Here is a 24,701-nt window from a genome sequence, read left to right as displayed (position 1 = left end):
CTCTGGCCGGTCCACCGTAGCGCGCGCGGGGCCGGTGAGTTGCCAGGTCAACTGCCCGCGCCCGCCCTGCCCCAGTCCGGCCCGGCCGCCGCCCACGCGCGGTCCAGCCGTATGTACCGCTGATGCATGAGCCGCCGTACGACCAGTCGGCGGACCGTCTCGCCCAGTACGGCCACCGCGATCGCGGCCGCCAGGCCCGCCACCCCGGCGTGGACGGCGGCCGAGGACGGGTCGAGCGGCTGCCCCACCACCCGGCCGTGCGCATCGGTCCATATCCGGAACCGCTCGCCGGGGCGCGGCGGTTCCTCCGCGGCCGGCACCGTCCCCTCGTGGCTGCTGCCGTCGGGAGCGGTCCACGCGGCCACGATCTGCGTACGCTGCGGAGCCGTCTGCTGCGCGGAGGGAGCGGAGGGATCGGCGGACGCGCCGGACGGCGGCGCCGAAGCAGCAGCCGACGCCGATTCCGGAGCCGGCCGGACCACCACCGCCGGAACGAGATGCCGCTCCTGCCGCTGCTCGCGCGCGGCCCGCTGCAGCGTCCCGTCGACCTGCACACCCGCGACCCAGCCGATGGCCGGAGCCACCAGCAGGACGCACACCAGCGCGGCGAACGCCACCCACGCCTCGAAGAGATCGGTAGGCCGGCGCAGCGGATTGCGCCGCCAACGCCACACACCCATTGCTGTCCACACGGTCCGGCACCCCCTTTGCCTCCGCCTGCCTGCGCGCCCAAGCCTTCCGCACGCCCCGGGGACACGCATTCCGGGACACGCGAGACCTGTGCCACCCGATCCGGAGCCCGTTCCCGGCGCTGGTCATGCGCCGGAGCCCGTGCCGGTCCTCGCGGGTGTCCACCTGTCCTGACTGCTCCAACGGCGTGGTCGCACCAGTTGGTTCCAGCCCGGGGACGGAGCCCCTCGAAGGTGTCATTCCGGCGGCCGTCCGCAGCCGCGCGACAGGCCATTCGAGGCAGCTCGATTCCAGGCAGCTCGATTCGAGGCAGTCCATTCGCGACGGTTCATTCGCGACAGTTCATTCGAGACAGTTCATTTCCAAAAGGTCGTTCACGGGTCATTCCAGGACGCGGATCTCGTCGCCGACGCGCACCGTGCCCAGCCGCACCGGCACCAGCTGCCGTCCGAAGGCCAGCGACTTCCCGATCCGCCGGTGTACGGCAAGGGTCTTCAGCGGCTCCTTGCCCCGTTCCGCCGTCCGCTGGTCGGTGGTGGTGACGATGCACCGCCCGCACTCCCGGACCCCGCGGAAGACGGCGTCGCCGATCGCGATGCGCCGCCAGCCGTCCTCGGCCCAGGCCTCCGCGCCGGAGACCACCACATTGGGGCGGAACCGGTTCATCGGCAGGGGGCCTTCCTGCGGATGGTTCCCTTGCGCGATCAGCGCGTTGAGCGCGTCCAGCGAGGCCAGGGTCGTGATCAGCAGCGGGTACGCGTCAGCCAGGCTCACCGTTTCGCCCGGCAGCGCGTAGTCCGGGTCCACGGGCCGCCGTACGGCCGGATCGTCCAGGTGCACCAGCCGCGCCGGTTCTCCGAGGTACGCGCTGAACCAGTCGGCCGCGGCGCTCGCCGCGACCACGGTGTCGATCTTCTTCCCGAACAGCAGGACCGGCTCCAGCGAACCCGGCGCGGGCATCTCCACGACCAGTTCCGCCATTCCGGGGGCCGACACCGCGATCCGGCCGCCGTCGAGCGGACGGGCACGGGCCAGGGCAAGTCGCGGTTGCTGGCGTTGGGTTATGACGGTTCCCCCGGAATCGACCAGCGCCCACCGCCGGTCCCCGGACAGCCCCCAGGGCTCCACGGCCACCTCGTCGGGAGCGGTCCCCGCTACCGACTTGACGGGATGGACGTGAAGCGCCTGGACATACAAGTTCGCCATGGGGGCATCCTGCCAGCCGCCCCCTCCACCGCCCCAGCGGTTAACGCTCCTCCGTCAGTAGCCGCGCCCCTGGTACGGGCGGCCGTACGGGTCCTCGTACGAGGCGGCCGGCACCGGCGCGGGAGCCTGCATCGGACGCGGCGCGGCCGGGCGCATGGCCTCGTACCCGGTGGCAGTGGCGACCGGGCGGGGCTGCTGCGGCTGGGGCTGCGGCATGTACCCCCCGCGGGCGGCCATCGGCTGCTGCTGCGGGATGTAGGGGGCGGGCGCGTTCTGCAGCGGCATCGGCTGCGGTGCGCCCTGCTGCTGGTACGGGTATCCGTACGCGGGTGACTGCTGCTGGGGCGTCGCCGGGGGCAGGGCCGGCAGCGACGACGCGAGGGCCGGCAGGTACCCACCGCTCGAATACCCGGCGCTCGGGGAGTCGTAGGCGGCCGGGACGCGGATCGGGGCGATCTGCGGAGTGCCCCGTTCGGCGACGAGGGAGTCGTAGATGGGGGTGTCCGGGAAGGAGGGCGCGGAGTAGTAACCGCCGCCATAAGTGGAGCGGGGGGAGGTCATGGGACCTAAGTTAAGCCCACGAATTCACGGGGTCCATAGCGAGGTGGCCCGAACACCGTCCTGACCTGCATATTCGCAGGTCAGGGCCACAGCTTTCACTTGACGTTCACGTGCACGATTCGCCACTTCCACCCCAGCTTGTCCCACTCGTACCTACCGGTTGTGCAGTGCACCGACTTGGTGCTGACGCAGCGTCACAAGCCGGTGACCTCGGATGACGTTGTCCGGGGCAGTAGTTCGTCGTTTCAGGCGTCACTGGGACGGGCATAGGTACGGCCCTTCCATGCCGCGCCCCGCCCCCGGTAGTGCTGGACGGCCGAGTCGACGGTCATGAGGAGGTACAGCAGCGCCGTGAACGGAAGCAGCGGCGCGAGGGCGGCGGACTGCCCGTAGTAGCGCAGCATCGGAAGGTAGGTGCCGGCCATCAGCAGCCAGGCCAGACCGCCGGCCCACGCGATCGCCGACCGTCCGCTCGCGAGCCCGGCCAGAAGGGCCGCCGGGGGTACGAGGTACACGAGCGCCAGGCCCGCGACCGTGCCGGCGAGCAGGAGGGGCTGGTGGCGCAGTTGTGCGTAGGCGCTGCGCGAGATCATCCGCCACAGGTCGCCGAGCGCGGGGTACGGGCGCACGCTGTCGACCCGCTCCGCCAGCCCGAGCCAGATCCGGCCGCCGGAGCGCTGGACCGCGCGGGCGAGCGAGACGTCGTCGATGACCGCGTGGCGGATGACGTCGGGCACGCCCGCGCGCACGGCGGCCCCGGTGCGCAGCAGGACGCAACCGCCGGCGGCCGCCGCGGTGCGGGCGGCGGGGCGGTTGATCCGGCGGAAGGGGTAGAGCTGCGCGAAGAAGTACACGAAGGCGGGTACGACGAGCCGCTCCCAGAGGCCGGCGACACGCAGCCGCGCCATCTGGGAGACGAGGTCGAGGTCGGCGGAGGTCGCGGCGGCGACCAGCTCGCGGAGGCTGTCGGGCTCGTGCGCGATGTCGGCGTCGGTGAGGAGGAGGTAGTCGGGCTCGGCGGCGTGCGCGGTGCGGGCCAGCGCGATGCCGTGGCGCAGGGCCCAGAGCTTGCCGGTCCAGCCGGGGGCGGGGTCGCCGGGGGATGTGACGGTGAGCGGGAGCCCCGGATGCTCGCGGGCGAGGCGCAGGGCGAGGGTGGCCGTCCCGTCCGTACTGCCGTCGTCGACCAGGATGACCTCGGCCTCGCCGGGATAGTCCTGGGCGATGAGGGAGGGCAGGCTGCGGGGCAGTACCCCGGCCTCGTCCCGGGCCGGGACGACGATGGCGACGGAAGGCCAGCGGGCGGGGGCGTTACGCGGCGGGAGGCGGACGTCGGTACGCCAGAACATGCCCTGGGCGAGGGTGAGCCAGAGCCAGGCGGCGAGGGAGGCGTAGGCCGCGCAGGCGGCGGTGAGGAGGCCCATGGCCGCAGTGTGCCGGGCCGCGCGGGGCGTGTCGCGCATCCGGCAGCCCCGGGTGCGGCGGGCCCCGCCGACGGCGGGCGGGGCGGTGGGCCCGGCGGCCCCCGGGCCCGCTCCGGGAAGGTGTCGGGGGCCGGGCGGGAGGGGGCTCGGCGGGGGCGTCGACTAAGGTGAGCGGGTGAAGATCGCGCTCATGGACTCCGGAATCGGCCTCCTCGCGGCGGCCGCGGCGGTGCGGCGGCTGCGGCCGGACGCCGATCTGGTCGTGTCCAACGACCCCGACGGGATGCCCTGGGGGCCGCGGACCCCCGCCGACCTCACCGGGCGGGCCCTCGACGTCGCGCGGGCCGCCGCCACGCACCGCCCCGTCGCGCTGATCGTGGCCTGCAACACCGCCTCCGTGCACAGCCTGCCCGCCCTGCGGGCCGAACTGGAGCCGGGGATCCCGGTCATCGGGACCGTACCGGCGATCAAGCCCGCCGCGGCCGCGGGCGGGCGCGTGGCGATCTGGGCCACCCCCGCCACCACCGGCAGCCCGTACCAGCGCGGCCTGATCCGCGAGTTCGCCTCCGGGGTCCACGTCACCGAAGTGCCCTGCCCCGGGCTCGCCGATGCCGTCGAGGCCGCCGACGACGACGCCGTGAGGGCCGCCGTCGCCGCGGCCGCCGCCCTGACGCCGGCCGATGTCACCGACGTGGTGCTCGGCTGTACGCACTACGAGCTGGTCGAGTCCGCGATCCGAGCCGCCCTGGCCGCCCGGACGCAGGGCGCGAAGCTGGTATTCCACGGTTCCGCCGAGCCCGTCGCCGTCCAGGCGCTGCGCCGGATCGGTGCCCGGCCCGAGCCCACCCTGCCCGCCACCGGCGGCCTGACCGTCCTGCGCAGCGGGCGCGTGGGAACCCTTCCCGCCGCTGCCCTCAGGTACGCGGAGGGGCGGCTGCTCGCCGGCCACGGCGCGCCCGTCGGCTGACCCTCAGCCGGGCCCGGCCGACGCCAGCCGGCGGGCCAGCTCGCGCAGATCGTCCGCGTCCAGGACCCGGTCCCCGAACCCGGGCAGCGGCACGTGCAGCGCCGCCGTCCAGTGCTCGGGGATCGAGCGCTCCCCGTACCGCGCCCCGGCGAGCGTTCCGGTCACCGCCGCCACGGTGTCGGTGTCCCCGCCCAGGTCCACGGCGGCCCGTACGGCCTGGGCGAACCCGCCGGTCGTCCGCAGCGCCCACACCGCCGAGCCCAGGCAGGGCCACACCGCCCCGTTGAACTCGGTGGCGAGGCCGGGGTGCCACGCGGGGTCGAGCACGCGGCCGTACCGTTCGCGGTGGTCCGGGTGGACCGCGCCGAGCGTCGCGGGCAGGGCGGCCAGCGGATCGGCGCCGTCCAGTGCCACGCGTACCAGCTCGTGCAGGACGGCCGTGCCCTCCCAGGCGGCCCGGTCGCCGTGCGTCAGTGCCGCGATCCGCCGTGCCGCCTCCATGGTTCCCCCGCGTCCGGCGCCCGCGAAATAGACCGCCGAGGTGGCCGCGCGCATCAGCGAACCGTTGCCCGCCGCACGGGCGTTGATCTGGAAGTGCAGGGCGGCCGCGAGGTCCCAGGGCTCGCCGTTCGTCAGCACGTCCTCCGTCTGGAGGCCGATGTCCTTCGGCCGGCCGGCCGCCCACCGCTGGAACCGGCCGAAGACGTCCGGGAGTTCGAGGCCTCCGTGCTCCAGCAGGGACTCGCCGACCAGCACCGCCATCTGCGTGTCGTCCGTCGCCTCACCCGGATCCCACCCGCCGCCGCCCCGCATCTCCTCGCCCCGAGCGCTCAGTTGCCCCGCGGGCCCGAACTCGTACGGCGCCCCCAGCGCGTCGCCCGCCGCCGAGCCGAGTACGGCGCCCACGGCCCGGTCGAGTCGGGTGGTCACCGCGCCTGCCGGGCGCATACGGCGGCCAGCAGGTCGCCGGTGAAGCGGTCGAGGTCGTCCAGGCCGGCCGCCGACAAGGTGTCCGGAGCGCCCGCCAGCAGGTGGGGGATCGCGCCGTGCAGAGCGAGGGTGAGCGCACGCGCCGGCTCGGGCCCCGCCGGCAGCCCGGCCCCACGCAGCAGCCGCGCGTGCGCCGCGAAGTCCGACGCCGCGATCGGGTCCAGCAGCGCGGCCAGCCAGGGCCGCCGGGTCGCCTCGGTCTGCAGCTCCAGGCACGCCAGCATGCGCGGCCGCCCGGGGCCCGCCACATCCCGCAGCAGGCCCGCGAGCAGCGCCGCGAGCTCGCGCGCGTCGCCCGGTCCGGTGTCGCCCCCCGCCAGGGCGGAGGCCAGCGCCCGGTACTGCTCCAGGCAGCGCTCCGCCACCGCCCGCAGCAGCGCGTCGCGGGTCGGGAAGTAGTTCTTGGCCGTGCCCGTGGGTACGGCGGCCGCCGCGTCGACGGCCCGGTGCGTCAGCCCGCGCCCGCCCGCCTCGGCCAGCACGGCGATGGCCGCGTCCCGCAGCCGGTCCCTCCGGTCCTGATTCACGCCGCCAGGATAACCACGGCCGTGGTACCGCAGGTGTAGTACCGCGGCCGTCGTGCGACGCCCGGATCCGCCGCCCCGGCCGCAGGGACCAGGGCGCCGGCCGAGGCCTACGCGCTGGCGAGCCGGCGCGTCAACTCCTCCTGGGAGACCTCCTCCAGGTGGGTCAGGAAGATCCACAGGTGCCCGGACGGATCCCGCAGGATGGCGGTCCGGTCGCCGTGGAACTGGTCGGCGGGCTCCTGCACCAGCTCCGCCCCGGCCGCCACGGCGGTCCGGACGAGCGCGTCCACGTCCGGTACGAACACGTGCAGCGCGACCGAGGTCCCGCCCAGGGCCGCAGGGGCGGTGAAGGGGCCCTCGGAGGTGTCGCCCAGCATCAGGACCGCCTCGCCGATCCGGATCTCGGCGTGCAGCACCCCGCCCTCGGGCCGGTCGATCCTGAACTCCTCGACGGCGCCGAAGGCCCGGACGTAGAACGCGATCGCGGCGGGCGCGTCGGCCACCATGATGTGCGGCACCACCGCGGTGCGGTAGCGCTCGGGGACATTGCTCTCGACTGCCTGGTGCATGGTCATACTGGGGACCGTAGAACCTCAAGTTTGGTTCAGGTCAAGCGCGGGCAGAGACGCGATGCGGAGAGCGGGCGAGAGGTGGTGGCGCGCATGCGGAACGTGAGTACGCTGCTACACATGACGGGTCACCCTCCGGGTCCGCTCTGGGCGGGCCGGGCCTCCAACCGTGTGCAGTGGCTGCTCGCAGCCGCCGGTGCGGCCTGTCTGGCGCTCGGCGTCGAGCTCGCCGTCGACTACGCCTGGACCGCCGGCATCGTCCCGCTGCTCATGTCCGTGATCGGCTGCCTCGCGGTGGGGCTGCTCATCCTCTACGGCACCCTCGCCTTCGTCCGCGTGGAGGTCACCATCGACTCCGAGGCCATCGAAGTCCGATGCGGCCACGTCGGACTGCCGCGCCGCAGGATCCGCCTCGCGGAGGTGACGTCCGCCGAGTTCATCCCCCGGATCACCCCCCAGCAGTGGGGTGGCTGGGGTTACCGCTGGCGCCCCGAGAAGGGCACCGCGGTCATCGTCCGGCGCGGCCAGGGACTGGAGGTGAGGCTCGGCGACGGGAAGCGCTTCACGGTCACCGTCGACGACGCCGAGAACGCCGTCCGGGTCATCCGCGTCCACCTTCGGGCCCTCGCCCCGTAACTCTTCACCGCGCCCGGCACTCTTTACCAGCGCCCGGCGCCCGGGGACGTACACTCCGCCAGATGAGCAGCAGTGTCACCCGCGCGCCCGGGAACGAGCCCCCGCAGCCCGCAGCCGGAGTCCCGACCGAAGCCGCGGCGCACCCCGCCTCCGGCGCGAAACGGAAGGGCGCCGCCCTGCTGCGCGCCGCGCTCGCCGCCCTCGCCGGGGTGCTGCTCTACCTCAGCTTCCCGCCCCGCCCCCTGTGGTGGCTGGCCCCCCTCGCCCTCGCCCTGCTCGCCGGCTGCCTCCACGGCCGCCGCGCCCGGGCGGGCTTCGGCCTCGGATTCCTCGCCGGGCTCGGCTTCCTGCTGCCGCTGCTCGTCTGGACCGGCGCGGAAGTCGGCCCGGTGCCGTGGCTTGCGCTGGCCGCCGTCGAGGCCCTCTTCATCGGACTCACCGGCCTCGGCATCGGCCTCGTCAGCCGCCTCCCGGCCTGGCCGCTGTTCGCCGCCGCCGTTTGGGTCGCGGGCGAGGCCCTGCGCGCCCGGGCCCCCTTCGGCGGGTTCCCCTGGGGCAAACTCGCCTTCGGCCAGGCCGACGGCGTCTTCACCCCGATCGCCGCCCTCGGCGGCACCCCGCTGCTCTCCTTCGCCGTGGCCCTCTGCGGATTCGGCCTCTACGCGGCCCTGCGCGTCGCCCTCGACCGCCCCCGGCGCGCCACCGCGGCCCTGGCCGCGCTCACCGTCGCCGTGCCCATCGGCGCCGGCCTCGCAGTCCGGCCCCTGGTCTCCGACGCGGCCGAGGACGGCACCGCGGTGGCCGCCGTCATCCAGGGCAACGTGCCGCGCCTGGGCTTCGACTTCAACGCCCAGCGCCGCCAGGTCCTGGACAACCACGTCAACCGGACCATTCAGCTCGCCGGTGACGTCAAGGCGGGCCGCGCCCCGAAGCCCGACTTCGTCGTCTGGCCGGAGAACTCCTCCGACCTGGACCCGTACGCCGAGCCCGACGCGTACGAAGCCATCGACACGGCGGTCAAGGCGATCGGCGTGCCCGTCGCCATCGGCGCCGTCGTGGCCCCGGAGACCGGCCCGCTGCGCAACACGGTGATCCTCTGGGACCCGGTGGCCGGCCCCACCGAGACGTACGACAAGCGGAAGATCCAGCCCTTCGGCGAGCGCATCCCGATGCGCTCCTTCGTCCGGCTCTTCAGCTCGGACGTGGACCGGGTGCGCCGCGACTTCGGGCCCGGCAAGGACCCCGGCGTCTTCGACATGGCCGGCAGCGGCGTCGGCATGGTCACCTGCTTCGAGGCCGCCTTCGATGACGCCGTCCGCTCCACCGTCCGGGACGGCGCCCAGGTGATCGCCGTACCCAGCAACAACGCCACGTTCGGCCGGACCCAGATGACCTACCAGCAGCTCGCCATGGACCGGATCCGCGCCGTCGAGCACAGCCGCACCGTCCTCGTGCCCGTCACCAGCGGGGTGAGCGCGGTGATCCGTCCCGACGGAAAGGTCGTGCAGCAGACGCAGATGTTCACCGCCGACGCGCTGGTCGCCGAGATCCCGCTGCGCTCCACCCGTACCCCGGCCACCGTCGTGGGACCGCTGCCCGAGTACGCGCTGCTCCTCCTCGCCGCGGGCGGGCTCGGCTGGGTCCTGACCCGCCGGATTCGCGCGCCCCGGGCTGCCTGACGAGGGGGTCGCCGCCCCGGCCTCGTAGGGTCGGGGCATGACCACTCCGGAATTCATCCGCGACATCCGTGCCACCGCCGGTCACCGGCTGCTTCTGCTGCCCGGGGTCACGGCCATCGTCCTCGACGACCGGGGCCGGGTGCTGCTCGGCCGGCGCTCCGACACCGGGCGGTGGTCCGTGGTCGGCGGGATCGCCGAGCCGGGGGAGCAGCCCGCCGAGACCGCCGTGCGCGAGGTGTACGAGGAGACGGCCGTGCGGTGCGTCCCCGAGCGGGTGGTCCTCGTACAGATGCTGGAGCCGATCACCTACCCCAACGGTGACGTCTGCCAGTTCCAGGACATCACCTTCCGCTGCCGCGCGACCGGCGGCGAGGCCCGGGCGAATGACAGCGAGTCGCTGGAGGTGGCCTGGTTCGACGTGGACGCGCTCCCCCCGCTGGAACGGTTCGCCCTGGACCGCATCCACCAGGCCCTCCGCGACGAGCCGACCTGGTTCGAGGCCCCCGCCGCCGACCTCGAGGGTCAGTCCGCCGACGCCTGAGTCCGTCCTGCGGGCCGGTCCGGGCCGGCCCGGCCCGGATCGGGCAGGGGCGTCAGTCCGCGTCCGCCGCCTCGCGGTAGAGCTCCACGGCCTGGTCGTCCATCACCGCGCTGTACGAGACCTCCGGGACGGCGCCGCCGCCCTCGTAGCCGCCGAGCACCCCGGCCAGGGCGCCGTGCACCAGCCAGGGGCTGCCGCTGGTGCCGCCGCTGAGGTCCGGGCACTCGATGCGCCGCTGGGTGTCCGAGAACAGGCTGGTGGTGTTGGCGCAACGCAGCGGGGTCTCGTCGGTGCTCGGGTACCCGATGACCGTCACCGTGGCGTCGGCGGGCTGCTCCGCGGCGACCTGGAAGCCGCCCACGAGGTCCTCGACAGCACCCGACCGCCCCTCGTCCACCGGGGCCACCGTCGCGAAGGCGATGTCGTCGTCCGGGTTCTCGCCGTCCGTCCAGCCCGGGGCGACGTGGACACCGGTCACCTTCCACACGCCGTACGGGGCCTCGCCGTCCCGGTAGCCCGGTGCGAAGACGGTGGTGTCCGGGTTGCCCAGGCAGTGCGCGGCGGTGGCGATCACATCGCGGTCGTCGCTGTGCACCACCGCCGCGGTACAGAAGTGCCCGTCGTCGAGCCCGCCCCCCGAGAAGAGCGCGCCGACCCGGTCCGCCGAGGCGCCGGGCAGGGCCTGCGCGGTGACTCCGAACGGGGGACCGGTCTCGGCGTCGGGGACGTCCACGCTGATCAGCGCGGCCATCGCGGCCAGCGCCAGCAGGATCCTGGATGCCCGCCGCGCACGGGTGCGGCGGGCCGGTCGAGGAAGCATCCGGTGGATCATGTTCCGACCCTGCCTGCCGAACCTGTGTCCGGAGGGAGGTATTCCGTATGAATACCCTGTGAATCCCGTGAACATGATGTGAAACTCGGGTCACGGCCGGACAAGTCTCATCCGGGCCGTTCGCACTGAACTGTCCGCTACGGGCGCCGCTCGTACACCGTCACCCGGCGGCCCCGGACCTGCCGGTCCTCGACCACAGTGAACCGCTCCCGCAGCACCGCGGCCTTCGCTTTGTCCCGCTCCGCCGACGGCGCCTTCGCGACCTTCGCCGCGTCCGTCACCAGCAGCACCCGCCGCTGTGCGAGCAGCGCCGCCCGGATCCGCGCGGGATCGGCCTCCTCGCCCTTGAGCGTCGCCGAGGCCACCGGCGTCTCGGCCAGCGCCACGTCCGCCAGGCCCGTGAACGCGCCGGGGGAGACCAGCGCGGTGTCCCGCCGCGCGGCCGGTACGAACAGCACCGCGTCCCCGTCCTGCTTCAGCCGCGCCACCTCGCCGGCCACCGCCAGGACGTCGTCGACCCGGCTCGCCGGGGCCCGCTTGCCCAGTTCGACCGGCAGCAGGGCCAGCACCGCGACCCCCACCACTCCCGGCACCAGCAGGCCCGCGGCCTTCGGGAACCGGGGCGCGGTGGCCCGTACGGCAGCGCCCAGGGCGGCGCCGATCAGCAGGGCCAGACCCAGCATGCTGAACAGCACGTACCGGTCCAGGAACAGCGGCTGGACCAGCGAAAGTCCCACCAGCCCGAGCTGGGGCACCGCCAGCAGCGGCAGCCCGACCGCCGCCGCAGACAGCCGGCCCGCACGAGGCCGGTCCGCCCACGCGCACAGGCCGCCGATCGCGAACAGGATCCCCGGCCCGATCAGCATGTGCCAGGTCAGCGGCGGTATCCACGACACCTGGTCGGACTGCCCCCGGCTGAACAGGATCAGCGGCAGCGCTCCGGCCACCGCGCCCGCGCCGTACGCCGCCCAGCGCAGCCACACCCCGCGGTCGGCCCGCACCCACCACAGGGTCGCCGCGTGGGCCGGCAGGAGCAGCAGCGACAGCCAGTTGAGCAGGGCGCACAGCAGCACGGTGATCCCGTACGCCGTCCAGCGCGGCCAGGCCCGCCGACCGGGCGGGAGTTCCAGCAGCGACACCAGCAGCAGGGTCGACAGCCCGGCCCCGGCGGCGACCAGTGCGTACGGCCGGCCCTCCTGGAGGTAGAACTGCACGGCCGGCAGCAGCCCCAGGGCCAGCCCGCCGCCGAGCCCCGCCCAGAACCCGGCGAGCCGCCGTCCGATCAGGCCCACGCACGCCGCCGCGGCGGCGACCGCCAGCACCGACGGCAGCCGCAGGGTCGTCGTACCCGCCCCGAACACCTCGAAGAGGCCGTGCATCAGCAGGTAGTACAGCCCGTGCACGGCGTCGACGTTCCCGAGCATGGCCCAGATCTCGTCCGCCGACCGCCCGGCCACCTGCCAGGTCGCCGCCTCGTCCCGCCACACGCTGTCCTGCCGGGAGAGCCCCCACAGGCCGAGCGCCAGCGTCCACAGGACCGGGATCAGCCACACGAGGTGCCGGCGGCGGGCACCGGACGGGGAGGATATGTCGGAAGCCATGAAGGTGCGCTGGTCCTCGGTGCGGGGCGTGGGCGGAAGGTACCAGTCTATGGACGACACGGACGGTTTCCGGTCCGGCTGTTGTGCACCGCGGAGCGTGATCGCCCGGGTCGGCCGCCCCTAGCCTCGCCGCAGGAGCACGAACGAGGGGCGGTACCCGGTGAACTGGCTGATCCACGACTACCGCGAGAGCGATCTCGCAGCGGTCGTCCATCTGATCGACACCACGGCCGAACTCGGCCAGGAGTCCGTCTTCTCGCTCGCCGAGTGCATCAGCGCCCTCACCGGCCGGCAGCCCTGCGTGGTCGCCGTCCACCAGGGCGTCCCGATCGGCGCGGCCCTCGCCTGCGTCACCGGTGAGCGCGCCTGGGTGATGCGCATCGCGATCGCCGCGGGCTGGCGCGGCCGGGGCCTGGCCAGCGCCCTGCTCGTCGAGCTGGAGCGACGGCTCGTCGCGGCGCGCGTCGGCCGGATCGCGTACGTCCTGCCCGAGGAGGACCTGCTCGGCGAGGGCCTCCTCAACGCCGGCTACACGCGGCAGCCGGCCGTCGCCTACTTCGAGAAGACCGAGCCGCTGCACGGACCGGCGGCCGGCCTCCTCGACGACCTCGGGGGCCGGTTCCTGCCCAGCGACCTGTGGGCCAAGGTCGCGGGCATGGAGAAGGAGAAGGACCTCATCGAGCGGCGCGTGGTGCTGCCGCTCGCCGAACCGGAGCGCGCCGCCGCGCACGGCGTGCGGCCGCCGCGTGCCATCACCCTCTTCGGCCCGCCCGGCACCGGCAAGACCACCTTCGCCCGGGCCATCGCCTCCCGGCTCGGCTGGCCCTTCGTCGAACTGCTGCCCTCCCGCCTCGCCGGCGAGGGCAACCTCGCCGCTGCGCTGCGCGACGCGTTCGCCCGGATAGCCGAGCTGGAACGGGTCCTCGTCTTCATCGACGAGGTCGAGGAGATCGCGCCCGTGCGCACCGAGCCCGCGCAGCCCGGCGGCATCCACGGGGTGACCAACGAACTGCTCAAGCTGATCCCGGGCTTCCGGGAGGGCGACGAACGGCTGCTGGTGTGCGCCACCAACTCCATCCGCTCCCTCGACCCGGCCTTCCTGCGGCCGGGTCGCTTCGACTACCTGATCCCGATCGGCACCCCGGACGCCGGGGCCCGCGCCGCGATCTGGTCCCGCTACACGGCGGGGCGCGCGGACGTCGACGTATCGGCCCTGGTGGCGGCGACCGAGCTGTTCACACCTGCCGACATCGAGCACGCGGCGCGGATCGCGGCACAGGTGTCCTTCGAACGGGACCTGGAGGCGGTGGGCGTGCGGGGCGCGGTGGCCGCGCAGCTCGGCGCGGGTACGACGGACTACCTGGCAGCCGTCCGGCAGTGCAGGCCGACGGTGACCCCGGCGATGACGGGCGAGTTCGAGGCGGACATCACCGCGCACGCGCGGTTCTAAGCGGCCTCGGGGACGTGCCCTACTTCCCCGAGGCCGCTTAGGGCCTGTCGTCACATTCCCGTCTGCCCCGCGACGCTACAGACGGCACCGGTACGTGAACTCCACCGCGGCCGTGCGCCGCCCGGGCGAGAGCAGTTCGAGTTCGGCCTTCGCGGGGTAGGTCCCGGCGCCCTGGAAGGTCCACAGCAGGTGCAGCCGCGCCTCCCGCTGTCCGCGCGGCACCCGCTCGGTCAGCTGCTCGGAGTGCGTGCCGTCGCTGCGGAGCCAGCGGTAGGTGAGGTTCCCCGGGCGCCCGTTGGTCCGTACGACGGCCACCACGTCGGCCGCCGTGTCGCACGCCGGTCCCCCGGGCTCGGTGGTCACGGCCACGTCCCGGACGACGAGGGCGGGCCCGTACCGCTGCCACCCGAGGTACGCGAGGACCGCGAGCAGGACGACCGCGGCCAGCGTGTACCGCCGCAGCCCGGCGCCGCGCCGCCGCCCCGCGCCGCGTACGGCGGTGGCGGAGACGGGGAACGGGGCGGGCATGGCCGCCGTGACCCCGGGCCCGAACCGGAGCACCGAACCCTCGACCCGGTCAGGGGTCACCTCCGGAGCCGCCGGCGGCCCGGAGAACCAGTGGCTGCCGAGCACGGTGGCGCTGTAGTCGTCGTCGCCCTGCGGGACGCGGGGATCGCTCATCGGGGCGCCTCCTGGCAGCGCAGCAGGTACTGCGAGTCGGACGCGGACCTGTTGCCGGCGGCGGGCTTGGTGGTGACCCTGACCCCGCCGTAGCAGCCGCGGCCGCGGGTGAAGGTGTGGGCCCGGACCACGGGGGCCACCGAACCGGCCTGGACGACGACCGTGTCCGTGCCGTCGGGCACGGAATAGTCGCCCGGCCCGCTGCCCAGGAACCACTCCAGTACGACGGTGACCGGCCCGGTGCCCTGGGCGGCGAGCGTCACGGTCGCATCGCCGCGGTACACGCCGGGCTTGAGCGAGACGTCGACCTTCGTGACCTTCAGGGTCGGCGTCGGCGTGGGCGTCGGAGAGGGGGTCGGCGCCGTCGGCCAGCTCACCGTCGGCTTCGGGGTCGGGCTCGGGGCCGAGGACGCGGAGGGCGTGGGAGCCGGCGACAGCGAGGGCGAGGCACTCGGCGACGCCGACGGGCTCGCGCTCGCGGACGGGGACGCCGAGACCGGCGGGGCCGGGGCAGGGGTCGGCGAGCCGGACCCGGGAGGGGCCGCGCTCGTCGTGGCGAACGCGCTCAGTGCCGAGGCCCCGCCCGGTGCCGCGCCGATCGCGTCCGTGGTGAGCACCAGCGCCGCTCCCAGGACCAGCGCCACCCCGGCCGCCAGCCAGCCGCTCCGGCCGGGGGCCCAGCCGGATCCGCTGTGCAGCGTGGTCGTGGCCACCGCGGTGGTGCCCTCCGCCGCGGCGCCCGCCGAGGGGAACAGCAGCGGCAGCAGCGCGGCCAGCGCCGCCAGCTTGCGCTGGCCGCGCTCCTCCCACTGCGGCCCGTACGCGGCGAGGGCCACGCCCTCCAGCTCCGTCACGAAGGCCTCGGCGTTCTCCGGCCGTTGCTCCGGCTGCTTGGCCAGACCCCGTCGGATCAGCGGGCGTACGGGCTCGGGGGCCTCGGTCTCCGGCACCGGAGCCTCGATGTGCTGGACCGCGAGCTCCGCGAAGTTCTCCCCGTCGTACGGCTTGCGCCCGGTCAGGCACTCGAAGAAGGTCGCCGTCGCCGCGTAGACGTCGGCCGCGGGCGAGGCCGGCCGGCCCTGCCACTGCTCGGGCGCCATGTAGGCCGGGGTTCCGGCCACGCCCGGTGTGGTCCCGCGGCCCGCCGCAATCCCGAAGTCCACCAGCTTCGACGAGCCGTCCGCCGCGACCAGCACGTTCTCCGGCTTGTAGTCGCGGTGGACCACGCCCTCCCGGTGCGCCGCCGCCAGCCCGAGCAGGGAGCCCTTCAGGACCACCAGCGCGGCCTCGGCGTCCGCCCGCCCGGCCTGCTTCAGCAGGGCGCGCAGGGAGATGCCGTCCACCAGTTCCATCACGATGGCCGCGCCGCCGGGCGACTCCACGTACTCGTACAGGCCCACCACGTACGGCGACCGGAGCCCGCCGAGCAGGCGGGCCTCGGCCCGGAACTCGCCGACGAAGGCCGGGTCCTGGCGCAGCCGGTCGCTGAGGTACTTCACCGCGACCGCCGTGGCCGTACCGTCGTGCACGGCGAGCACGACGCGGCCGCTGCCGCCCGAGCCGAGCTCCCGTACCTCCGTGTAACCGGGGACCGTCCATGACGTCCGCGTGTCCTTCATCGCTTCCCGCCCCCCTGCCGCCGTGCCCTCGGGCCGGCCGGTCGTCGACCGGCCAACCCCAGGGACACAGTTTCCGCCACGGCCGGTTCCAGGCCGTGCGGGGTGTCTCAGGCGGCGGCCGGCACCGCGCCGATCATGGCGTGCAGCCGGTCGGCCGCCGCCCGTCCGAAGTCCGGGTCGTTGATGTGGGTGTCGTAGTCGTAGAGCCGGGCGGCGCTGCCCCGCAAGCCGTCGCGCAGCGCCGAGAACAGGGCCCGGTCCGCGTCGGGGTCATGGTAGGGGCCACCCGGCGCGCCGAGCGTGGACAGTCCGCGCAAGGGGACGCAGACCGCGGTGGGGCCGGTGGCCGCGCGGAGTTTGGCGGCGACCCGGCGGCCCAGTTCCGCGCACTCGGCCTCGGTCGTACGGATCACCGTGATGGACGGGTTGTGGACGCGGACCCGCCGGTAGCGGGCCTTTTCGGGCAGCGTCTCCAGCGGGCCGAACTTGACCATGTCCAGTGCGCCCAGGCTCACCACCTGCGGAATCCCGGCCAGCCCGGCCGCACTGAGCCGGTCGGGGCCGGCGGTGAGGATGCCGCCGCACAGATCGTCGGCGAGCTCGCTGAGGGTGAGGTCGAGGACCCCCGCGAAGACCCCCTGGCCGGCCAGCTTCTCCAGGGTGCGGCCGCCGCTGCCGCTGACGTGGAAGACGAGTACCTCGTAGCCCAGTTCGGTCAGCCGTTCGCGGGCCGCGTCCACGCCGGTCGTGGTCACGCCCGCCATGCTCGCCGCGACCAGCGGGCGGCCGCCCGCGCCCAGCCGGGCCGCGCGGCGGGTGTCCGGGGCCGTGCGGGCGAAGGCTTTGGCCATGCCCGCGACCGCCTCCACGGCGTTGGCCAGGACGGGCGCGGAGATGCTGTTGATCCCCGCTATGTCCACGACGCTGTACATCATCGTGATGTCCGCCGAGCCCACGTACGGCGAGACATCGCCCGACGCCATGGACGAGACCATCAGTTTCGGCACGCCCAGCGGCAGGGCGCGCATCGCCCGGGTGGCGATGGAGGTGCCTCCGCTGCCGCCGATCGCGAGCACCGCGTGCAGCCGGCCCTCGGCGTGCAGGCGCAACAGGGTCACCTCCGCACCTTGGGCCATCGTGGTGACGGCCGCGCCCCGGTCGGCGGCCGCGCGCAGTTCCGGCAGTTCAGCTCCCGCGGCCCGGGCCACCGCTTCACGCGGGATGTCGGCGGGCACCCGGGGCTCGCCCATCACTCCCGTATCGACCAGTGTCACTTCGACGCCGGCGCGCAGCAGCCTCTCGCGCAGCCAGCCGTACTCCACACCCTTGGTGTCCAGGGTTCCCACCAGCACGACGTTCGTCATATGTGCAATGTTCATGCAGGGGGGTTTGTTGGCAAGTAATGGTCGAGTCAATCCTTGACAAGCGCCAACAACCGCTTCAGAAACGGGAGTTGAGGAGGCATCAGCTTGGTTTCCGCCATCTGGGGGGTGAACCAGGCCACCCGGTCCAGCTCGGGGAACTCCTGCACGGCCCCGGAGTGCGGCGGCCACTCCATGGAGAAGGTCCCGGGCACCATCAGCGCGGGGTCGAGGTCCGCCTCCACCGCCCAGATGGTCACCAGCTTCCCGCTGGACAGCCGCACCTCGCCCAGCGGCAGGTACTCGCCCTCCGGGGGCGGCAGCCCGATCTCCTCGGTGAACTCCCGGCGGGCCGCGTCCCGCGGCGTCTCGTCCGGCTCGTACTCGCCCTTGGGGATGGCCCAGCCCCCGGCGTCCCGTCCGGCCCACAGCGGGCCGCCCATGCGGCCGAGCAGGACCTCGACCCCCGGATCCGAGCCCTCGCCCGTTCGGCGGAACAGGAGCAGTCCGGCACTGCGTTTGTGCGTCATGCGTCCATGTATGCCCCGCGCGGCGCGGACTCAGTGATACCCGCCGAACCCCGCCGTTCAGTGGTCGTGCGGGCCCTGCCGGTGGACCGGACCGTGCGCGTCCGCGCAATGGGCGTCCTGCGGCCCCTCGCCCCCCGCGCGGCCGACCGTAAGGAGGGTGTCCTGTACGTGGTCCACCTGGAGGGTGGTGTGCGTGATCCCGTACTCCTCGGCCAGCATCCGCTCCAGGTCCCGGCGCACCGCGTGGCAGTCGCCCGCCGGCTCGACGAGCACGTGCGCGGAGAGCGCCGCCGTCCCGGAGGTGATGGTCCAGATGTGCAGGTCGTGCACCTCGGTGACCGGCGGGTGTGCGACGAGCCGGTCGCCCACCGCGTCCGGGTCCATATGGGCCGGAGCGGCCTCCAGGAAGATCCGGCCGGACTCGCGGAGCAGACCGTAGCCCGCCCTGACCATCAGCACCACCACCACGAGCGTGGCGATCGCGTCGGCCTGCCGGAAGCCGGTGGTGAGCACGATCAGACCGGCGACGGCCGTCCCGATGAAGGCGAACAAGTCGTTCAGGATGTGCTGGTAGGCACCCTCGACGGCCAGCGAGGACCGGTTCGCCTTCGAGATGCACCAGGCCGCGGCCACGTTGACCACGATGCCCGCGAGCGCGGTCACCAGGACCAGGCCGCCCTCCACCGGCGGCGGATCCATCAGCCGCCGCACCGCCTCGTACGCCAGCCAGACCGCCAGCAGGATCAGGGTCAGCCCGTTGGCCTGGGCGGAGAGTATCTCCGCCCGCTTGAGGCCGTACGTGAAACCACCGCGCGCCGGACGGGCGGCGAGCCGCATCGCGATCAGCGCGAGGACGATCGAGACGGCGTCGGTCAGCATGTGGGCCGCATCGGAGATCAGGGCCAGCGAGTTGGCCATGATGCCGACGATCACCTCGACGGCCATGAACGCGCCGATCAGGCCGAGCGCGATCGCCAGCCAGCGCCGGTCGGCATCGGCGGCCACGCCGTGGCTGTGCCCGCCGTGGCCTGCGTGGCCGGTGTCGTCGTGCGCGTGGTCGTGCCCGGTCATGGCGTCCCCCGTTTGTTCGGTTCCGACGCGTGAAGTGAAGCGCACCTCGGCGGGATCGGCAAAGGCTGCAACGGGGACCGTTGTCATTACCCATAAGCGGCCTCTGACCTGCGACTATGCCGGACCGGTGCCGGTCTTGCCGGATCGTGGGAAAATCTGCTCATGGTCCAGCGGCCCGGTGTGCCGACGGCGCCCGAGCTCGTCCTGGAGACCGACCTCGGTTCCACGGAGATGAGCCCGGGCCGGGTCTATCACGTCGGTCGCGACCCCCTGTGCGAGATCTGCCTCGACGACGCCCGCGTCTCCTGGCACCACGCGCTCCTGCGCCCCGACGGCGACCACTGGACCGTCGAGGACGAGGGCAGCACCAACGGCACCTGGGCAGACGGCCACCGCATCCACGAATGGATCGTCGGCCCCGGAAGCGAGCTGCGCTTCGGCAGCGCCGCGGACGGCCCGCGCGCCGTTCTCGTCGACCGCGCGCCGCCCCGGCCCGGTTCCCGGCCCTCCGGGGTCTCGAACCCGTCCCTGACCGGCACCTTCCGGCAGCCGACCAGCATCCGCCCGCTGCTCGCCCGTACCGCCGTCCGTATCGGCCGCGCCCCCGACAGCGACCTCGTCATCGACGACCTCGTCGTCTCCCGTCGGCACGCCGAACTGCGGGCGCTCGCCGACGGCACGCACGAGATCGCCGACCTCGACAGCCACAACGGCACCTATCTCAACGGCGCCCGGGTGGTCGGGGCCGCCCCCCTCGCCGAGGGAGACATCGTCGGCATCGGCCACTCGGACTTCTGCCTCGTCGGGGACCAGCTCCAGGAGTACGTCGACACGGGCGAGGTCTCCCTCGACGTCCAGGACCTCACCGTCGCCGTCGACCGCGGCCGCAAGAGACTCCTCGACGCCGTCTCCTTCCCCGTCGGCGCCAAATGCCTGCTCGCCGTGGTCGGCCCCAGCGGAGCGGGCAAGTCCACCCTGCTGGGCGCCCTCACCGGCCTGCGCCCCGCCGACCGGGGCACCGTCCTCTACGACGGCCGCGACCTCTACCGCGACTACGCCGAACTGCGCAGCCGCATCGGACTCGTCCCGCAGGACGACATCCTGCACACCCAGCTCACCGTCCGGCGCGCCCTCGCCTACGCCGCCGAACTGCGCTTCCCGCAGGACACCGCCAAGGCCGAACGCCGGGCCCGGGTCGACGAGGTGATCGGCGAACTCGGCCTCCAGGAGCGTGCGGGCCAGCCCATCCACAGCCTCTCCGGCGGCCAGCGCAAACGCGTCTCCGTCGCCCTGGAACTGCTCACCAAGCCCTCGCTGCTCTTCCTGGACGAACCCACCTCCGGCCTCGACCCCGGCATGGACCGCTCGGTGATGCACATGCTGCGCGGCCTCGCCGACGACGGCCGCACCGTCATCGTGGTGACCCACAGCGTGCTCAGTCTCGACGTCTGCGACCGGCTGCTCGTCCTCGCCCCCGGCGGGCGGATCGCCTACTACGGGCCCCCCGGGGAGACCCTGGGCTTCTTCGGCTTCACGCAGTGGCCCGAGGCCTTCGAAGCGTTCGAGAACCAGCAGGACCGCGACTGGGCCGGGGAGTACGCGACCTCGCCCCTGCACCACCGGTACGTCGACGGTGCCCCCCGGCAGCCGCGGCCGGGCGGCGACGACCGGGACGAGAGCCGGCACGCCTCGGCCGACTTCGTCGCCGCGCCGCCCAAGTCCCAGAGCTGGGGCTCCCAGCTGTCCACCCTCATCCGGCGGTACGCGGCCGCGCTCAGCGCCGACAAGACCTTCCTCGCGATCATGATCGCGCTGCCCTTCGTGATGGGAGCCATGGCCCGGGCCCTGGCCGGCGGCGCGCTCACCCGGGAGACGGCGATGAACGCCCTGCTCATCCTGTGCGTCGGCGGCGTGCTCACCGGAGCCGCCAACGCCGTGCGCGAGCTCGTCAAGGAGCGGGTCATCTACCGGCGCGAACGCGCCGTCGGGCTCTCGCGTTCCGCCTACCTGATGTCCAAGGTGGTGGTGCTGGGGGCCATCACCGTGGCCCAGGCCGTGGTGCTGACGCTCGTCGGCCTCTTCGGCGTGAAACTGGGCGCGCCCGGCGGGCGGGGCGTCTTCCTGCCACCCCTCGCCGAGATCACCCTCGTCGTGGCGCTGCTGTCCTTCACCGCGATGATGCTCGGCCTGCTGGTCTCCGCGCTGGTCACGAAGGAGGAGGTCACCATGCCGCTGCTGGTCCTCCTCGCCATCGTGCAGGTGGTCTTCTGCGGCGCGCTGCTCCAACTGGACGGAGTGCCGGTGGTCGAGCAGCTGGCCTGGTTCGTGCCCTCGCGCTGGGCGCTCGGTGCGATGGCGGGCACCATCGACCTGGGCGCGATCCTGCCCGGCCCGCTCACCGACGACCCGCTGTTCGCCCACAGCCCCGGCGTGTGGCTGTTCAACGTCGGCATGCTGGTGGCACTGTCGGTGCTCTTCGGGGTGCTCGTCGCCCGGCTGCTGCGCCGCCGCGAGCCCGCCATCATGCGGAAGTAGGACCGCCCATGACGAACCCGGTCGACGACCTGGACTTCCGGCCCACCCACGTCGTGCCGCAGGAGGGACTGCCCGCCTGGGAAGAGCCCGACGTCTCCCGGCCGACGGAGCCCCTCGACCCCTTCCTGCCCGTGCAGCTGCTCTCCCGCCGCGGGGACTGGGGCGAGATCCTCTGCTCCAACGGATGGTCCGCCTGGGTGGACGGACGGCTGCTGATCACCGTGCCGCAGCCGCCGCCGACCGCGGGAGGAAGGCAGCCGGGGCGGGCCGAGGACCCGGGCCCGCAGCTCGCGCGCAGCGCCGACGCCCTGGATCGCTACCGGCGGGCCTTCGTCGACCTCGCCTCGGGGCGCACGGACGGCGAGGCCTTCCGGCGCTCCGTGAAGGGACTGCGGGCCGGGGTCGTGCTCGACGGGGAGTCCGTGTGGCTCTACGACGACACGGCGGGACGGTGGATGTACGGGGACGGGACCCGCCTGGCGACCTACGCGGTCGGCGCAGAACCGGGGGCCGCGCCCGGGCCGGAGCACCCGCCGGCGCCTTCGGATCCGGACGGTGCGGGAGACGTACCGTCCGGTCCGCCGACCGCCGACGTGGTCGCGGCCCGGCCTGACGCGGAGCCCGGGCGGGCGGCGGCGTACGACCCGACCCGCATCGTGGACACGCCCGGGAACGGAAACGGGAACGGGAACGGGGGCGGGTGATGGGGTCGGAGCCGGTCGGCGGGCGGCCCTCCGACCTGCGCGGCAGGCGCATCGCCGGGTACGAGGTGGAGAGCGAGATCGGCCGCGGCGGGATGGCCGTCGTCTACCGGGCGCGGGACCTGCGCCTGGACCGGACGGTGGCACTGAAGCTGCTGGCTCCCGAACTGGCCCGCAACGACACCTTCAGGCAGCGGTTCGCGCACGAGTCGCGGGTGGCAGCGGCCATCGAGCACCCGAACATCGTGCCCGTGTTCGAGGCGGGGGAGACGGAGGGGCTGCTGTACATCGCGATGCGGTACGTCGCAGGCCAGGACCTGCGGGCGATGCTGGACCGCACGGGCCCGCTGCCGGTCGGCACGGCCGCCCGGATCGCGGGGCAGATCGCCTCGGCGCTGGACGCGGCACACGACCACGACCTGGTGCACCGGGACGTGAAGCCGGGCAACATCCTGATCGCGGAGGGGACGGACAGCGACCACCCCGAGTACGCGTACCTCACGGACTTCGGGCTGACGAAGAAGTCGCTGTCGCTGACCGGGTTCACGACCGTGGGGCAGTTCGTCGGGACCCTGGACTACGTGGCGCCGGAGCAGATCTCCGGGAAGCCGGTGGACGGCCGGTGCGACGTGTACAGCCTCGGGTGCGTCGTCTACGAGACCCTGGCCGGTGGCCCGCCCTTCGAGCGGGACGACGACATGGCACTGCTCTGGGCCCACCAGTTCGATCCGCCGCCACCGCTCACCTCTCGGCGGTCAGGGCTGCCGGGCGCGGTGGACGAGGTACTGGCGAAGGCGCTGGCCAAGTCGCCGGAGGACCGGTGGAGCACCTGCCTGGAGTTCACCGGCGCGCTCAAGCGGGCCGGGACGGCCGCCCGCCCGCGGACCCGGGAGGCGCACGCGCCGGGGCCCGCGGAGCCGCCGCCACCGCCTCCGCGGTGGGCGCTGCCGGTGTTCGGGCAGCACAGCTAGGGATTCGGGGGCGCTGCGTCTTCGACGCGGCCGCGTCGGCGGAGGGGGCGGGCCAGGAGGGCGCCCAGGAAGCCCGTCACCGCGCCCCAGATGATGGCGAGGCCGACCGTGCGCCACAGGACGGGATCGAGTTCGACCTCCCCGCTGAGGCTGTCCACGTCGCCGATGCCCAGCAGGGTGAGGCCGAACTGGGCATGGACCCGGGCCAGCAGGCAGACCGTCAGGGTGGCGAGGGCCAGGGCCGCGCCGAGGTGCAGCGCGTGCTGCCAGGCACGGACGTGGGCGGGGGAGCGTACGGCGGCCAGCACACCCGTGGCGAGCAGCAGGACGGCGGCCGCCGGCACCAGCCACCACCAGCGTGGGTCCTGTTCCGTGAGCGAGGCCAGGTCGAGCGTGGACAGGTCGGGGCCGCGCAGCACCTGGTCCAGCGGGTGCGGCATCGGCAGCCCGAACGGGCCCTCGACCTTGCCCTCCCAGGCGCCGCCGAAGCCCACGGTGAGCGCGACCCAGGCGAGGTTCGGCAGGCCCAGCAGGACCACGGCCATGGTCCGGGCGGCATGGCCCTGGGTCGCGGCCACGACCACGCCGACCCCGATGCCGAGGACGACGTACGCGAGGAGCAGCACGACCGTGGCGGAGGCCGCCGGGCGCACCGCCGTGTGGAAACGGACCAGCCCGGCCGGGAGCGGTGCGCGGCGGGAGACCAGCAGGGTGACCAGCAACAGGCCCAGGATCCACAGCAGCCCGAAGAAGAGGGTGGCGGGCAGGTCGGCCCGGAAGCCCACCGTCGGTGAGGAGTCGAGGAGTTCGCCGATCTCTCCGATGGGGGAGTCGCCGGTGGAGATACCGAAGTCCTGGCGGGCGAGGAGGGCGGTCCCCGTGAGGGCCAGCAGCCAGAGGAGCACCAACGGGCCCGCCCGGGCCAGCAGTTCACGTGGCCGGGCCACCGCCCGGTGGTGCAGCGGCCGCAGGAAGCAGTACGCGGCGGTGAGGGCTCCGGCCAGGCTCACCGAGAGCGGGAGCACGGACAGGCTGGCGTCGGCCCCGACCAGGAAGCCGGCTCCGCCGGACACCTCGACCGAGCCGCCGGCCGCCATCACGACGACCGCGGCGATCACCCGCGGGAACGCGCCGTCCGGAAGATCGCCGGCACCGGCACAGGCCAGCCCGGCCGCGGCTACGGCGGCCATCACGAGGAACCCCGCCAGTACCGCGATCAACGCGTCACGCCAGGAACGGCTCACAGGGTCACCGTAGGCAGCCCCGGTACCCGCCACCACCTGAACGGCGCACCCAATAGTGCGCTGGAGTGACGGATGTCCCGAGACTTCTAGGGATGAGCCCATATGTACTGGTTCGTCTGCGAAGCTTCCAGGAGGGCATCGGTGACCACGCAGCCTTCGGGCACACCACCGTCGGAACGCCCCACCGGCCCGCCTTCCGGGCCCCTCTCGGGTGACCGCCAGGGCGCCCCGCCGCCCTCACCTCCTGGGGGCACGGGCGGAGGAGGGCGGGGGCCGGGGCCCGGGCGGGGGTCGGGGTCCGGCTCCGGGTCAGGC

Annotated in this window: 23 protein-coding genes; 8 read left to right on the top strand and 15 right to left on the bottom strand. The window is 73.9% G+C overall.

What is annotated here, in order from left to right; translation table 11 throughout:
- Positions 1-47: 47 nt before the first annotated feature.
- The 4 genes from OG429_RS06420 to OG429_RS06405 form a co-directional block, all read right to left on the bottom strand.
- Complete coding sequence (locus tag OG429_RS06420) at positions 48-692, bottom strand: Rv1733c family protein (protein WP_328924317.1); 645 nt, start codon at positions 690-692, stop codon at positions 48-50.
- Between the two features lie 379 nt (positions 693-1,071).
- The gene (locus OG429_RS06415) at positions 1,072-1,896 is read right to left on the bottom strand and encodes an MOSC domain-containing protein (RefSeq protein ID WP_328924316.1); all 825 of its coding nucleotides are present in this window, start codon (positions 1,894-1,896) and stop codon (positions 1,072-1,074) included.
- A gap of 54 nt (positions 1,897-1,950) precedes the next feature.
- Entirely contained in the window at positions 1,951-2,457 is a 507-nt protein-coding gene (locus tag OG429_RS06410) for a DUF6643 family protein (protein ID WP_328924315.1), read from the bottom strand.
- 245 nt (positions 2,458-2,702) lie between these two features.
- Positions 2,703-3,881 (bottom strand): glycosyltransferase, encoded by a 1,179-nt coding sequence (locus tag OG429_RS06405; RefSeq protein WP_328924314.1) that lies wholly within the window; start codon positions 3,879-3,881, stop codon positions 2,703-2,705.
- A 175-nt stretch (positions 3,882-4,056) separates the two neighbouring features.
- Here OG429_RS06405 and OG429_RS06400 point away from each other — a divergent pair, with 175 nt between their 5' ends.
- On the top strand, positions 4,057-4,848 hold the full coding sequence (locus tag OG429_RS06400; RefSeq protein WP_328924313.1) for a glutamate racemase: 792 nt from the start codon (positions 4,057-4,059) through the stop codon (positions 4,846-4,848).
- Positions 4,849-4,851: 3 nt separating this feature from the next.
- On the opposite strand, the gene OG429_RS06395 is transcribed toward OG429_RS06400, so the two are convergent.
- The 3 genes from OG429_RS06395 to OG429_RS06385 all read right to left on the bottom strand — a co-directional run bounded on the left by OG429_RS06395 (position 4,852) and on the right by OG429_RS06385 (position 6,940).
- Positions 4,852-5,796 (bottom strand): ADP-ribosylglycohydrolase family protein, encoded by a 945-nt coding sequence (locus OG429_RS06395; protein ID WP_443051227.1) that lies wholly within the window; start codon positions 5,794-5,796, stop codon positions 4,852-4,854.
- Positions 5,775-6,365, bottom strand: coding sequence for a TetR/AcrR family transcriptional regulator (locus OG429_RS06390; RefSeq protein ID WP_328924311.1), 591 nt, complete (start codon positions 6,363-6,365; stop codon positions 5,775-5,777). Before OG429_RS06390 ends, OG429_RS06395 begins: the two co-directional genes overlap by 22 nt.
- Positions 6,366-6,472: 107 nt before the next feature.
- A complete protein-coding gene (locus OG429_RS06385) occupies positions 6,473-6,940 on the bottom strand; it encodes a VOC family protein (RefSeq protein ID WP_328924310.1) in 468 nt (155 codons plus the stop codon).
- 114 nt (positions 6,941-7,054) lie between these two features.
- Here OG429_RS06385 and OG429_RS06380 point away from each other — a divergent pair, with 114 nt between their 5' ends.
- From OG429_RS06380 to OG429_RS06370, 3 genes are all read left to right on the top strand, one after another.
- Positions 7,055-7,570 (top strand): hypothetical protein, encoded by a 516-nt coding sequence (locus OG429_RS06380; protein WP_405680366.1) that lies wholly within the window; start codon positions 7,055-7,057, stop codon positions 7,568-7,570.
- Between the two features lie 62 nt (positions 7,571-7,632).
- Positions 7,633-9,249 (top strand): apolipoprotein N-acyltransferase, encoded by a 1,617-nt coding sequence (lnt, locus tag OG429_RS06375; RefSeq protein ID WP_328924308.1) that lies wholly within the window; start codon positions 7,633-7,635, stop codon positions 9,247-9,249.
- A 37-nt stretch (positions 9,250-9,286) separates the two neighbouring features.
- Positions 9,287-9,790 carry an NUDIX hydrolase gene (locus tag OG429_RS06370; RefSeq protein ID WP_328924307.1) on the top strand — a complete coding sequence of 168 codons (504 nt, stop codon included), beginning with the start codon at positions 9,287-9,289 and terminating at the stop codon, positions 9,788-9,790.
- 52 nt (positions 9,791-9,842) lie between these two features.
- Here the strand turns inward: OG429_RS06370 and OG429_RS06365 are convergent, their stop codons facing one another.
- Together OG429_RS06365 and OG429_RS06360 are read right to left on the bottom strand one after the other, a co-directional pair.
- Positions 9,843-10,610, bottom strand: a complete 768-nt coding sequence (locus OG429_RS06365; RefSeq protein ID WP_328924306.1) for a trypsin-like serine peptidase — start codon at positions 10,608-10,610, stop codon at positions 9,843-9,845.
- Between the two features lie 149 nt (positions 10,611-10,759).
- Complete coding sequence (locus tag OG429_RS06360; protein WP_328930177.1) at positions 10,760-12,223, bottom strand: hypothetical protein; 1,464 nt, start codon at positions 12,221-12,223, stop codon at positions 10,760-10,762.
- 160 nt (positions 12,224-12,383) lie between these two features.
- On the opposite strand from OG429_RS06360, the gene OG429_RS06355 reads away from it, so the two are divergent.
- Positions 12,384-13,673, top strand: a complete 1,290-nt coding sequence (locus OG429_RS06355) for an ATP-binding protein (RefSeq protein ID WP_328924305.1) — start codon at positions 12,384-12,386, stop codon at positions 13,671-13,673.
- Between the two features lie 75 nt (positions 13,674-13,748).
- Here OG429_RS06355 and OG429_RS06350 read toward each other — a convergent pair whose 3' ends face one another.
- The 5 genes from OG429_RS06350 to OG429_RS06330 form a co-directional block, all read right to left on the bottom strand.
- Positions 13,749-14,354, bottom strand: coding sequence for a hypothetical protein (locus OG429_RS06350; protein ID WP_328924304.1), 606 nt, complete (start codon positions 14,352-14,354; stop codon positions 13,749-13,751).
- Positions 14,351-15,973 (bottom strand): serine/threonine-protein kinase, encoded by a 1,623-nt coding sequence (locus OG429_RS06345; RefSeq protein WP_328924303.1) that lies wholly within the window; start codon positions 15,971-15,973, stop codon positions 14,351-14,353. The genes OG429_RS06350 and OG429_RS06345 overlap by 4 nt, the downstream gene beginning before the upstream one ends.
- A 107-nt stretch (positions 15,974-16,080) precedes the next feature.
- A complete protein-coding gene (locus tag OG429_RS06340; RefSeq protein WP_328930176.1) occupies positions 16,081-17,337 on the bottom strand; it encodes a Tm-1-like ATP-binding domain-containing protein in 1,257 nt (418 codons plus the stop codon).
- A 47-nt stretch (positions 17,338-17,384) separates the two neighbouring features.
- On the bottom strand, positions 17,385-17,864 hold the full coding sequence (locus tag OG429_RS06335) for an NUDIX domain-containing protein (protein ID WP_328924302.1): 480 nt from the start codon (positions 17,862-17,864) through the stop codon (positions 17,385-17,387).
- Between the two features lie 57 nt (positions 17,865-17,921).
- Positions 17,922-18,935, bottom strand: a complete 1,014-nt coding sequence (locus OG429_RS06330; RefSeq protein ID WP_328924301.1) for a cation diffusion facilitator family transporter — start codon at positions 18,933-18,935, stop codon at positions 17,922-17,924.
- A 162-nt stretch (positions 18,936-19,097) separates the two neighbouring features.
- Here OG429_RS06330 and OG429_RS06325 point away from each other — a divergent pair, with 162 nt between their 5' ends.
- From OG429_RS06325 to OG429_RS06315, 3 genes are read left to right on the top strand one after another with little or no spacing between them, the layout of a single operon-like run.
- On the top strand, positions 19,098-21,470 hold the full coding sequence (locus tag OG429_RS06325; protein ID WP_328924300.1) for an ABC transporter ATP-binding protein/permease: 2,373 nt from the start codon (positions 19,098-19,100) through the stop codon (positions 21,468-21,470).
- 8 nt (positions 21,471-21,478) lie between these two features.
- Positions 21,479-22,174 (top strand): hypothetical protein, encoded by a 696-nt coding sequence (locus OG429_RS06320; protein ID WP_328924299.1) that lies wholly within the window; start codon positions 21,479-21,481, stop codon positions 22,172-22,174.
- The gene (locus tag OG429_RS06315) at positions 22,174-23,142 is read left to right on the top strand and encodes a serine/threonine-protein kinase (protein WP_328924298.1); all 969 of its coding nucleotides are present in this window, start codon (positions 22,174-22,176) and stop codon (positions 23,140-23,142) included. Before OG429_RS06320 ends, OG429_RS06315 begins: the two co-directional genes overlap by 1 nt.
- Here OG429_RS06315 and OG429_RS06310 read toward each other — a convergent pair.
- Positions 23,139-24,386 (bottom strand): streptophobe family protein, encoded by a 1,248-nt coding sequence (locus tag OG429_RS06310; protein WP_328924297.1) that lies wholly within the window; start codon positions 24,384-24,386, stop codon positions 23,139-23,141. The two genes, OG429_RS06315 and OG429_RS06310, sit on opposite strands and share 4 nt — an antisense overlap.
- Positions 24,387-24,701 lie beyond the last annotated feature (315 nt).

It is taken from the genome of Streptomyces sp. NBC_00190, assembly GCF_036203305.1.
GTDB lineage: Bacteria > Actinomycetota > Actinomycetes > Streptomycetales > Streptomycetaceae > Streptomyces.
Note: the sequence above shows the minus strand (reverse complement) of the source record. Positions and strands in the feature narration are given on the sequence as shown.

Coding starts and splice junctions, on each gene's coding strand:
- OG429_RS06415 (WP_328924316.1), bottom strand. CDS start 1,896: ATGGCGAACTTGTATGTCCAGGCGCTTCACGTCCATCCCGTCAAGTCG.
- OG429_RS06410 (WP_328924315.1), bottom strand. CDS start 2,457: ATGACCTCCCCCCGCTCCACTTATGGCGGCGGTTACTACTCCGCGCCC.
- OG429_RS06405 (WP_328924314.1), bottom strand. CDS start 3,881: ATGGGCCTCCTCACCGCCGCCTGCGCGGCCTACGCCTCCCTCGCCGCC.
- OG429_RS06395 (WP_443051227.1), bottom strand. CDS start 5,796: ATGCGCCCGGCAGGCGCGGTGACCACCCGACTCGACCGGGCCGTGGGC.
- OG429_RS06385 (WP_328924310.1), bottom strand. CDS start 6,940: ATGACCATGCACCAGGCAGTCGAGAGCAATGTCCCCGAGCGCTACCGC.
- OG429_RS06380 (WP_405680366.1), top strand. CDS start 7,055: ATGACGGGTCACCCTCCGGGTCCGCTCTGGGCGGGCCGGGCCTCCAAC.
- lnt (WP_328924308.1), top strand. CDS start 7,633: ATGAGCAGCAGTGTCACCCGCGCGCCCGGGAACGAGCCCCCGCAGCCC.
- OG429_RS06370 (WP_328924307.1), top strand. CDS start 9,287: ATGACCACTCCGGAATTCATCCGCGACATCCGTGCCACCGCCGGTCAC.
- OG429_RS06365 (WP_328924306.1), bottom strand. CDS start 10,610: ATGCTTCCTCGACCGGCCCGCCGCACCCGTGCGCGGCGGGCATCCAGG.
- OG429_RS06360 (WP_328930177.1), bottom strand. CDS start 12,223: ATGGCTTCCGACATATCCTCCCCGTCCGGTGCCCGCCGCCGGCACCTC.
- OG429_RS06350 (WP_328924304.1), bottom strand. CDS start 14,354: ATGAGCGATCCCCGCGTCCCGCAGGGCGACGACGACTACAGCGCCACC.
- OG429_RS06345 (WP_328924303.1), bottom strand. CDS start 15,973: ATGAAGGACACGCGGACGTCATGGACGGTCCCCGGTTACACGGAGGTA.
- OG429_RS06340 (WP_328930176.1), bottom strand. CDS start 17,337: ATGACGAACGTCGTGCTGGTGGGAACCCTGGACACCAAGGGTGTGGAG.
- OG429_RS06335 (WP_328924302.1), bottom strand. CDS start 17,864: ATGACGCACAAACGCAGTGCCGGACTGCTCCTGTTCCGCCGAACGGGC.
- OG429_RS06330 (WP_328924301.1), bottom strand. CDS start 18,935: ATGACCGGGCACGACCACGCGCACGACGACACCGGCCACGCAGGCCAC.
- OG429_RS06325 (WP_328924300.1), top strand. CDS start 19,098: ATGGTCCAGCGGCCCGGTGTGCCGACGGCGCCCGAGCTCGTCCTGGAG.
- OG429_RS06320 (WP_328924299.1), top strand. CDS start 21,479: ATGACGAACCCGGTCGACGACCTGGACTTCCGGCCCACCCACGTCGTG.
- OG429_RS06315 (WP_328924298.1), top strand. CDS start 22,174: ATGGGGTCGGAGCCGGTCGGCGGGCGGCCCTCCGACCTGCGCGGCAGG.